Source organism: Catenibacterium sp., from assembly GCF_052354645.1.
Lineage (GTDB): Bacteria > Bacillota_I > Bacilli_A > Erysipelotrichales > Coprobacillaceae > Catenibacterium > Catenibacterium mitsuoka_A.
The window spans coordinates 1-9,348 of the sequence record NZ_DAWDDM010000054.1; the positions used below are offsets into that span (position 1 = coordinate 1).

Annotated in this window: 13 protein-coding genes; 2 read left to right on the plus strand and 11 right to left on the minus strand. The window is 34.0% G+C overall.

The genetic code is table 11. From position 1 onward, the window contains the following. Positions 1–4: 4 nt before the first annotated feature. From ACT8VG_RS03880 to ychF, 7 genes are all read right to left on the minus strand, one after another. Positions 5–145 carry a hypothetical protein gene (locus tag ACT8VG_RS03880; protein WP_444195246.1) on the minus strand — a complete coding sequence of 47 codons (141 nt, stop codon included), beginning with the start codon at positions 143–145 and terminating at the stop codon, positions 5–7. 154 nt (positions 146–299) lie between these two features. Then, positions 300–530, minus strand: coding sequence for a 30S ribosomal protein S18 (rpsR, locus tag ACT8VG_RS03885; RefSeq protein ID WP_006505606.1), 231 nt, complete (start codon positions 528–530; stop codon positions 300–302). Between the two features lie 15 nt (positions 531–545). Further along, positions 546–1,034 carry a single-stranded DNA-binding protein gene (gene ssb, locus ACT8VG_RS03890; protein ID WP_117459107.1) on the minus strand — a complete coding sequence of 163 codons (489 nt, stop codon included), beginning with the start codon at positions 1,032–1,034 and terminating at the stop codon, positions 546–548. A gap of 16 nt (positions 1,035–1,050) precedes the next feature. Further along, the gene (gene rpsF, locus ACT8VG_RS03895) at positions 1,051–1,341 is read right to left on the minus strand and encodes a 30S ribosomal protein S6 (RefSeq protein ID WP_117459108.1); all 291 of its coding nucleotides are present in this window, start codon (positions 1,339–1,341) and stop codon (positions 1,051–1,053) included. Between the two features lie 122 nt (positions 1,342–1,463). After that, on the minus strand, positions 1,464–2,096 hold the full coding sequence (gene ispD, locus ACT8VG_RS03900; protein WP_117459109.1) for a 2-C-methyl-D-erythritol 4-phosphate cytidylyltransferase: 633 nt from the start codon (positions 2,094–2,096) through the stop codon (positions 1,464–1,466). Between the two features lie 41 nt (positions 2,097–2,137). After that, a complete protein-coding gene (gene srtB, locus ACT8VG_RS03905; protein ID WP_117459110.1) occupies positions 2,138–2,857 on the minus strand; it encodes a class B sortase in 720 nt (239 codons plus the stop codon). Further along, positions 2,857–3,957 (minus strand): redox-regulated ATPase YchF, encoded by a 1,101-nt coding sequence (ychF, locus tag ACT8VG_RS03910; RefSeq protein ID WP_217106074.1) that lies wholly within the window; start codon positions 3,955–3,957, stop codon positions 2,857–2,859. Before ychF ends, srtB begins: the two co-directional genes overlap by 1 nt. A gap of 91 nt (positions 3,958–4,048) precedes the next feature. On the opposite strand from ychF, the gene ACT8VG_RS03915 reads away from it, so the two are divergent. Next, complete coding sequence (locus ACT8VG_RS03915) at positions 4,049–4,522, plus strand: phosphatase PAP2 family protein (RefSeq protein ID WP_217106073.1); 474 nt, start codon at positions 4,049–4,051, stop codon at positions 4,520–4,522. 60 nt (positions 4,523–4,582) lie between these two features. Beyond that, positions 4,583–5,278, plus strand: coding sequence for a polysaccharide deacetylase family protein (locus tag ACT8VG_RS03920; RefSeq protein WP_226793199.1), 696 nt, complete (start codon positions 4,583–4,585; stop codon positions 5,276–5,278). 30 nt (positions 5,279–5,308) lie between these two features. Here ACT8VG_RS03920 and ACT8VG_RS03925 read toward each other — a convergent pair whose 3' ends face one another. From ACT8VG_RS03925 to ACT8VG_RS03940, 4 genes are all read right to left on the minus strand, one after another. After that, positions 5,309–6,061 carry a MurR/RpiR family transcriptional regulator gene (locus tag ACT8VG_RS03925; protein WP_217106071.1) on the minus strand — a complete coding sequence of 251 codons (753 nt, stop codon included), beginning with the start codon at positions 6,059–6,061 and terminating at the stop codon, positions 5,309–5,311. A 224-nt stretch (positions 6,062–6,285) separates the two neighbouring features. Further along, positions 6,286–6,480 (minus strand): DUF951 domain-containing protein, encoded by a 195-nt coding sequence (locus ACT8VG_RS03930; RefSeq protein WP_217106070.1) that lies wholly within the window; start codon positions 6,478–6,480, stop codon positions 6,286–6,288. A gap of 2 nt (positions 6,481–6,482) precedes the next feature. Continuing rightward, positions 6,483–7,904 (minus strand): NAD(P)/FAD-dependent oxidoreductase, encoded by a 1,422-nt coding sequence (locus ACT8VG_RS03935; RefSeq protein ID WP_217106069.1) that lies wholly within the window; start codon positions 7,902–7,904, stop codon positions 6,483–6,485. A gap of 72 nt (positions 7,905–7,976) precedes the next feature. Beyond that, positions 7,977–9,348, minus strand: a 1,372-nt coding sequence (locus tag ACT8VG_RS03940) for a family 1 glycosylhydrolase (protein ID WP_444195247.1), incomplete at its 5' end; no start/stop codon positions are given.

A 9,348-nucleotide genomic window follows, 5' to 3' on the forward strand; every position in this document is an offset into this window, starting at 1 on the left:
AGTTTTACTTATGTAATAGATCTTTATATATTTGCACAAACTCTTCTATGTAATAATTCGTATTCTCTTTAGACCAGCAGGCAAAGTAGTTTCTTTGAATAGGTTTACTCTTATAATGTAGTCTTATTCTTTTTATACCTTCCATCGGTTCAGCCAAGTCCCCTATGTGATCAACAGGTAGATAACCTCTTTGACTTACAACCATTAAACGTGCCTGATCTTTAGATTATTCAATATAGTATCAAAAATCCTCAACAAACAAAAAAACCTTGATTTACATCAAGGTTCATAGGTTAGAATTATTCACCAACGTATGGTAATAAAGCCATCTGTCTTGCTCTCTTGATTGCTCTAGCAAGTTTTCTCTGATACTTAGCGCTTGTACCAGTTACACGTCTTGGGATGATTTTACCGTTAGCTGAGATAAATCTCTTTAAAAGTTCAACATCTTTATAATCGATGTAGTCAATCTTGTTTTTAGTGAAGTAGCAAACTTTTCTTCTACCCATTCTCTGTCTTCTGAAAGCCATTGTTGTTTCCTCCTGTTAGAATTGAATATCGTCATCCATGATATCATATGAATTCACTGAATCATCAAAATCTTTATCTAGATCCACTGTCTTCATATCATAGAAGTCATTGTTGTTTTGTCTAGGTTGCTGAGTCATTGTAGGTTGCTGCATCATAGGTGCACTCTGCTGAGCTCTTTCTCTCTGTGCTCTTGTTTCCAAGAACTGAACTGAATCAGCCACAACCTCTGTTACATAAACTCTCTGGCCTTGATTATTGTCGTAACTACGAGTCTGTATACGACCATCGACTGATACAAGTGAACCCTTGCTGCAATACTGTGCAACATTTTCAGCAGGTTTTCTCCATACAACACAGTTGATGAAATCAGCTTCCTGACCATCTCTTGTTGAGAAGTTACGATCAACTGCTAAAGTAAAACTTGTTACAGCTGTACCATTACCTGTTCTTCTTAATTCAGGATCTCTTGTAAGTCTTCCGACTAATGCGACACGGTTAAGCATTCGCCCTCACCTCTTCTTAGTCTCTTCTTAAAGTTAAGTGACGTAATACGCTTGGGTTGATACGTGATAAACGTTCGAATTCAGCGATTGCTTCTGGAGTTGTATGAGTATCGATTACTACATATAATCCCTTAGTATAATCTTTGATTTCGTAAGCTAATTCACGTAAGCCTAACTTTTCAGTGTCAACGTTATCAACAACACCTTCACCTTCAGTTAAGATTGCTTTAAAACCATCTAATACTGCATTCTTAGCATCATCTTCTAAATCAGGTTTTAAAATCATCATAATTTCATACTTGTTCATTTTTTTACCTCCTCTGGTCTTGACGGTCTAGAATACTTCTAGACAGGCAGTAATATTTTACATGCTCGTTCATACTATCACAAGAAAATCAAAAAAGCAATGATAAATCGAAGTTTTTTTAACTATTTTAGATCTTCTTTCGTAGTGATTTTAATATTGTCATAATCACCTTCTACAACATAGACATCTTTACCCTGTAATTCCAACATAGACGCATCATCTGTTGCCTGAATATTATTTTCAATGGCTTCTTTATAAGCATTTCTAATAAGTACTGTATCAAAAGCCTGTGGTGTCTGTGCCTGCATCAGTTCAGATCTAATAAGTGTTTCTACTACCTTACCATCCTTTACACGCTTGATTGTATCTTTACATGGCACCATCGCAAGCACTGCCTTATGTTCTTCCATACCTACTACCAAACGGTCTAGAAGGTCTTTTTTCACAAAAGGTCTTGCGCCATCATGAATCATTACATAATCACTTGTGACATGTTTTAATCCTTCATAAACAGAATCCTGTCTTTCTTTTCCACCTTCTACAAACTTCATACATTTCTTATTTAATAGTTTCTTGAAATGTGACTGTTCTTCTTTTTTACATACAATAATGATTTCTTCACATCTCTTATCATGTAAAAAGACATTCACTGTCTTTTCATATACAGTCTCTCCCTGTAATTGATAGAACATCTTGTTGTAACCAAGACCTGTTCTCTTACCACTCCCTGCACATAATATAATTGCGCTATACATCATGAATCACCTCTATTACATTATATATAAAAAAACGTAAATTACTTTACGTTTTTCTCTAGTCTTGCAAATAAAACACTACGTGTTGGCGTATCATGCGCATAACAAGTAGATAAAAGCAGTAATGGTGCTGTATTTTGTGTATCTACATCTCTTGATTGTTTAGCGGATGATTTCGCATTAGCCACATAACTTGCATAATCAATATCCTTCAAGTAATAATCACTTGTTGCATTAATGATCTTAGTACTATAGATAGAATATACGTTAATGCTGCCATCTGGTAAATAAATATATACTTCTGGATGATTATTAAAGTAATCTTGATCTGTAAACTTCTTAATATTCGCAAACATTGAACCATTCTTCATATTATGACCATAAATAATTGTATTACTATCAGTCATTGAGGCATCGTTGTCTTCATCTAAGAAGATACTACCTCCAAATGAATACTTCTTTTCATAGTTTGTATGAATATATGTATCATTTGTTTTTCCTTTTAATAAAGCATAATCAATGTTTGTATTAGGAATATAAATCCATCCTACAATATCTTCATTAATACTCTTTAATTGATTAAAATCAATTTTTCTATCTAGTGGTGAATCCTGCTTCACTTCAGTTACAACTTCTTCTTGTAGCTTTTTGTTGTCAGAGTCTAACTTATGATATTTATATCCAATTTTTGCAAGATTACCTGCACTATATAGAAAGACAGCTAAACATATTACAAGAAGAATACGTCTAATGATTTTCATTATACGTTAAACTTGAAGAACATGATATCACCATCAAGTCCTTTATAAGTTTTTCCTTCCTGTCTGATCTTACCAGCTTCTCTTAAAGCCACTTCACTCTTATACTGCATCATATCATCATAAGTATAAGTTTCAGCTTTAATGAAACCTTTCTGGAAATCTGTATGAATAATACCGGCCATTTCTGGTGCTGTCATACCATTAGTAAATGTCCAAGCACGGCATTCATCAGGACCTACAGTAAAGAAAGTCTTTAAGTCTAATAAAGCATATGTTTCTTTAATAAGCTTATCTAAACCACTTTCCTTGATTCCTAAATCATCCATGAAGATAGCTTTATCTTCTGCATCTAATGCAGCTAATTCACTTTCAATCTTAGCGCAGATAGGAACAACATCGCATCCTTCTTTTGCAGCATATTCTTTTAAAGTAATATAGTATGGGTTTGAATTTGGATCTTCGATATCTTCTTCACCCATATTTGCTACATAGATCATAGGCTTAGTAGTTAATAAGTTGAACTGTTTTACATAAACCATTTCTTCCTCATTAAAAGTAAGCGTACGAGCCATCTTACCAGCTTCTAATACTTCTTTTAATGGTGCTAATACTTCCATTTCAGCTTTAGCTTCTTTATCACCAGTCTGAGCTTTCTTTTCAATCTTACCAATTCTCTTGTCCACTGTTTCTAAATCAGCCATAACAAGTTCAAGATTGATTGTTTCAACGTCACGCACTGGATCTACTGAACCATCAACGTGAGTAATATCCTTATCTCTAAAACATCTTACTACTTCACAGATTGCATCTGTTTCTCTGATGTTAGCTAAGAATTTATTTCCTAAACCTTCACCTCTAGAGGCACCTTTTACAAGTCCGGCAATATCTGTAAATTCAAATGTAGTATAGATAGTCTTCTTTGGATTAAAGATTGCAGCAAGATCATCTAATCTATGATCTGGTACTTCAACAACACCTACGTTAGGGTCAATTGTTGCGAATGGGTAGTTGGCTGCTTCTACCTGTGCGTTTGTGATCGCATTAAATAATGTAGATTTACCAACGTTTGGTAAACCAACGATTCCTGCAGTTAATGACATAATTTATATTCACTCCTTTTAATCTACATTATTTTATTATACTTAACGTTAAATTGCAATGAATGAATGGTATAATGAGGAAGGTGATAAAATGAATAATATATATGAAAGACTCAATCAATTTTTATGGTCTCATCCTACTTATAAAAAAGTGGTAGGATTTCTTACAATCGCATTAAAATATATCATGATGGCCTCTTATGTGATGTTACTCATTGGTTTCTATATGACTCATGATGATTATCTTATTTATGCGATTATTAAGCCTTGTACTGCATTTCTTATTGTGACAGTGATTAGAAAACTGATTAATCAATCACGTCCCTATGACTACTTAGAAGTCACTCCACTCTTTGAACATCGTGAAGGATGTTCTTTCCCTTCTAGACATGCTGCAAGTGCATTTATTATCGCATTTACTGCGATTCATTTTGATTTATATATTGGTATAGTGATGCTTATATTCGCATTTTTAACTGCCATTACAAGGGTTTTAAGTGGTCTTCATCATATTAGTGATGTGACTGCTGGCATGGTGCTTAGTCTTATTATTGAACTTTTGTAGATTACATAACTATTACACAGAGAAGTGTGTATAATGATATCCGGTAAAGGAGATGTGCTCATGAAAAAGATAAATATTGCGATAGCTTTCATGCTTCTCATCAGTCTTGTTTATAGTCCTGTACATGCTGATGAAGTGAAGGAAGTTTATCTTACTTTTGATGATGGACCTTCTCATAACACACCTCAAGTATTAGATATTCTCGATAAATATAATGTGAAAGCAACATTCTTTGTGACTGGTGAAAATGCCCGTTACCAGAGCTATATTCGTACAGCTTATTTAAAAGGACATGCCATTGGTGCACATAGTTATACACATAAGTATAGTATTTATCAAAGTGAAGAAACTTATTTTGAGGATTTAGGTAATATTGAGAAAATCATCAAAGAACAAACAGGACGTACCAGCAAATTGATCCGTTTCCCTGGAGGAAGTTCTAATACGATATCAAGACATTATTCACAGGGAATTATGGCTAAAGTTGCACAGGAAGTAGAAAAGAAAGGCTATAAGTATTATGACTGGAATGTATCTTCTAATGATGCGACAAGACGTTCAGTAAATCCTGCACGTATTATTGAAAGTTCTAAGTCAAGACTACCACGTGTCTGTATTTTAATGCATGATACAGCCACTAAAACAACTACAGTACAGGCATTACCTGCAATTATTGAATACTATCAAGCTAATGGCTATACTTTTAAAACCTTAGAACATACTGACTTTGTCAGTCATCAACATATCAACAATTAACGAGAGGCATAATTACCTCTCGTTTTTGTGTTAAATGAAATATTTTGTATAGTAACGAATACGAATCAAATCAAATAAACGCATGATCTGATAATTGAATTCAATACCATCAAATGTACCTAATACATGTACGACATCATCTGCACAGATAGAATCATAATTCTTATATTTGATATTCTGTGTCATGAGGACGATATGTGATTCACATAGACCTTTTTCTTTTAAAGATTTAGATACATGACTCAAAGCTCGCCCTGTAGCAGTTAAGAAGAAAACAACATCAGTATCTTTGAACTTGAAGTTCTTATCAAATTGATGATATTCAATTGCCTGCTTACCCATGCTGATCATATCTGTCTGAAAGTCTACAGTCACACTAAGTGGTGAATAACCTCCTGCTAGGATGATTCTTCCATTTTCATAAATGATTTCAGCTAAGTGATCAACAAGATTCAAGAAGTCTTCTTTTGAACCTGAAATATGAAGAGAACTGATCATTCCATCAATATCAGTATGGAGTAGTCTTAACTGCATCTGACTTGAACGAAGATCCTGATCCATCATGAGTCTTTCTCTGAAGTCTTCATAATCATGATATCCTAAGTATCCAATAAAGGTCATTATATCTTCCTCTGTATACTCAGATTCCTTCACAATTTCTTCTAATGTCTTACATCTTAATTCTTGATAGTGTTCTACCATAAATAAGGCAGTACGATATTTTCTATCATCAGTAATCACACCATTGAGATAACGAATAATACGTGATAGTAGTATGTCCATATAATCACCCCTTTCATATATTATATACTAAAAAAGACTCCATCTTACTAAATGGAGCATAAAAAAAAGGATAACTGGAGGGACGGTCGAACCATTTCTAAGAATGGGCATCCCTCATCCGGCATATATCTAATTAGATATACGGCGTGTTAGACGAGACCGATTTTTCTACATCAGTTATCCTTTTCTAAGTCAATTAAATCATTTATTTTGATAGAGTCAAGTTATTCACTTTCTTTGTGTTCAATAACTTTTTTTAATCTCTTTTCAAAATCTCTTCGTGAAAACATGATAATTGCACCGCAACCCATGCATTTCACTTTAATGTCCGCACCCATTCTTACGATTTCCCATTGTGTGGATTTCTTACATGGATGAGACTTTTTCATTTCAATAATATCATGTAATCCGTATTCCATCATTATTCTCCTAATCTTTTAATAATATCTCTTGCAACTAAGATTCCGTTAGCACCTGCCTGAGCAAGTCCGCGTGTTAAACCTGCACCATCACCAGCAACATATAAACCATCTACAAGAGTTTCAAATCCTTCTCTTACCTTTGGTCTTGCACTATAGAATTTAGCTTCTACACCATAAAGTAATGTATGTTCATTCGCAATACCTGGTGTTACGTGATCTAATGCTTCAATCATTTCTACGATTGATTTCATTGTATTATATGGTAATACAAGACCTAAATCACCTGGAACAGCTTCTGGTAATGTGGGCACTGTATAACCTTCTTTTAAACGCTTTTCAGTTGTTCTTCTACCCTTTTTGATATCACCATATCTCTGTACGATAATAGAACCATTTGAAAGTTTATTTGCTAGTTGAGCCACCTGATGGGCAAATTCGTTAGGCTGGTTAAATGGTTCAGAGAATATATGAGATACTAATAATGCAAAGTTAGTATTGTCAGAACCTAATTTAGGATCATGATAAGCATGTCCATTGGCCATCATTGTCCCTTCATGGTTTTCTATTACAACATGTCCACTAGGGTTTGAACAGAATGTTCTTACTCTTGTACCTACAGATGTGTTATAGATGAACTTACCTTCATATAAGTTCTTATTGATTTCATCCATAACGATATTAGATGTTTCTACACGTACACCAATATCTACCTGGTTGTTATAAAGATCTAAGCCATGTTTCTTAAAGATAGAGTCTAACCATGTCGCACCATCTCTACCTGGTGCAAGTAATACTTTAGAGGCTGTAATGTTATCACCCTTTGCAAGTTTGATACCCTTGATTGTATTATCTTCTACAATAATATCTTCTACTTCTGTATTAAACTGGATATCAATATGTTCCTTTAATGTTTCCTGCATTTCAGTCATGATACGTAAGTTTTCTTCTGTACCTAAATGTCTAACCTTAGCACGTAATAACTTTAAACCTACTGCATAGCCTCTGTGTTCAATTTCTTTTACTTTGTCTGTAGTTGGGTCAGTAATATCTTTAGTTGCCCCATGCTTTAAATATAGGCTATCTACATAACGAATTACATCTTCTACTTCATTTGCTGGAAGATAATCAGTAAGCCATCCACCAAATTCACTTGTAATATTAAACTTACCATCAGAATAAGCACCAGCACCACCAAATCCACATGTAATAGAACATGCTGGTAAACAACCTGGTTCATTATCCTTGATCACTGGACACTGTTTGATTTTCTTATCTTTGATAGGACAATGTCTTGCAGTCACTGCTCTTCCTTTATCAATTAATAATACTGATAAGTTAGGATTCTTTAATACGAATTCATAACTTGCCATAATTCCTGCTGGACCAGCACCTACTACAATTACATCATAATTTTCTCTCATATATACCTCACTTCTTTACCATTCAATAATACCATTCTTTCGACATAAAGAAAAGGTAGTAAAACACTACCTTTAGTCTTCAAATAAGCATGCACCATTTGTTTCAATAACATGTTTATAATAATCAAATGATTTCTTCTTATAACGTTTATAAGTACCATTACCTAAATCATCACAATCTACATAGATGAAACCATAACGTTTAGACATCTGTTTTGTAGATTCAGAAACAATATCAATACATCCCCAAGATGTATAACCCATGAGGTCTACACCATCTTCTACAATCGCATTATACATTTCTTTAAAGTGTGCATCAAAGTAATCAATTCTATACTGATCATCTACAGTACCATTCACTAATTCATCCTTAGCACCTAAACCATTTTCTACTACAAATAATGGCTTTCTATAACGGTCATATAAGTCTACTAAAGAGATTCTTAAACCAATAGGGTCAATCTGCCATCCCCAGTCAGATGATGGAATATATGGATTCTTAATAGCTACATTAGTATTAGCTGCAGTCTTCTTTAAACCATTGTCATCTTTAGCGACACAGCTAGATGAATAATAAGAGAATGAAACAAAATCAACTGGATATTCTTTCATAATCTTTAAGTCATCTGGTTCCATCTTGATATTGATGCCTTCATTCTTGAATTTAGATAATAAGTATGCTGGATATTCACCAAATACCTGTGTATCACTATAACAATATGTACTTCTCATATCCTGTTGTGCCTGTAAAACATCTTCAGGTTTACATGTATATGGGTAGTAAGTAAGCTTTGTTAACATACAACCTACTTTAGCATCAGGTCTTGCTTCATGTACGATCTTAGTTGCAAGTGCACTGGCTACAAACTGATGATGCATTGCCTGGAAGATCACTTCATTAAAGTTCTTACCTGGGAAACGATCTTTAATAAGTGCACCTGTTGTATATGGGTGTCTGATCATAGAGTCTACTTCATTAAAAGTAAGCCAGTATTTTACTTTATCCTTATATCTATCTACAATCACTTCACAATAACGTACAAACATATCAATGACTTCTCTTGAATACCATCCATCATAATTTAATACAAGATTAATAGGTGGTTCATAGTGAGAAATAGTGACTAATGGTTCAATACCATATTTTAAACATTCATCAAATACATCGTCATAAAACTTTAAACCTTCTTCATTAGGTGTTGCATCATCTGCATTAGGGAAGATTCTTGCCCAGGCAATAGATAAACGGAATACTTTAAAACCCATTTCTGCAAATAGCTTAATGTCTTCTTTATAGTGGTGATATCCATCTGCACCATGTCTTTTTGGATAGTATACTTCATCCTGTGTTTTTAATGCTTCTTCGATGTCAGCTGTAGTGACTTCGTTTTGTTTCTTATAATCCTGTACATCTACATCCAAATGACTTCTAGCACAGTCTGAG

What these genes read in the sequence shown, in the direction of transcription:
- ACT8VG_RS03880 (WP_444195246.1), bottom strand. Translation starts at nt 145, where the DNA reads ATGGAAGGTATAAAAAGAATAAGACTACATTATAAGAGTAAACCTATT.
- rpsR (WP_006505606.1), bottom strand. Translation starts at nt 530, where the DNA reads ATGGCTTTCAGAAGACAGAGAATGGGTAGAAGAAAAGTTTGCTACTTC.
- ssb (WP_117459107.1), bottom strand. Translation starts at nt 1,034, where the DNA reads ATGCTTAACCGTGTCGCATTAGTCGGAAGACTTACAAGAGATCCTGAA.
- rpsF (WP_117459108.1), bottom strand. Translation starts at nt 1,341, where the DNA reads ATGAACAAGTATGAAATTATGATGATTTTAAAACCTGATTTAGAAGAT.
- ispD (WP_117459109.1), bottom strand. Translation starts at nt 2,096, where the DNA reads ATGTATAGCGCAATTATATTATGTGCAGGGAGTGGTAAGAGAACAGGT.
- srtB (WP_117459110.1), bottom strand. Translation starts at nt 2,857, where the DNA reads ATGAAAATCATTAGACGTATTCTTCTTGTAATATGTTTAGCTGTCTTT.
- ychF (WP_217106074.1), bottom strand. Translation starts at nt 3,957, where the DNA reads ATGTCATTAACTGCAGGAATCGTTGGTTTACCAAACGTTGGTAAATCT.
- ACT8VG_RS03915 (WP_217106073.1), top strand. Translation starts at nt 4,049, where the DNA reads ATGAATAATATATATGAAAGACTCAATCAATTTTTATGGTCTCATCCT.
- ACT8VG_RS03920 (WP_226793199.1), top strand. Translation starts at nt 4,583, where the DNA reads ATGAAAAAGATAAATATTGCGATAGCTTTCATGCTTCTCATCAGTCTT.
- ACT8VG_RS03925 (WP_217106071.1), bottom strand. Translation starts at nt 6,061, where the DNA reads ATGGACATACTACTATCACGTATTATTCGTTATCTCAATGGTGTGATT.
- ACT8VG_RS03930 (WP_217106070.1), bottom strand. Translation starts at nt 6,480, where the DNA reads ATGGAATACGGATTACATGATATTATTGAAATGAAAAAGTCTCATCCA.
- ACT8VG_RS03935 (WP_217106069.1), bottom strand. Translation starts at nt 7,904, where the DNA reads ATGAGAGAAAATTATGATGTAATTGTAGTAGGTGCTGGTCCAGCAGGA.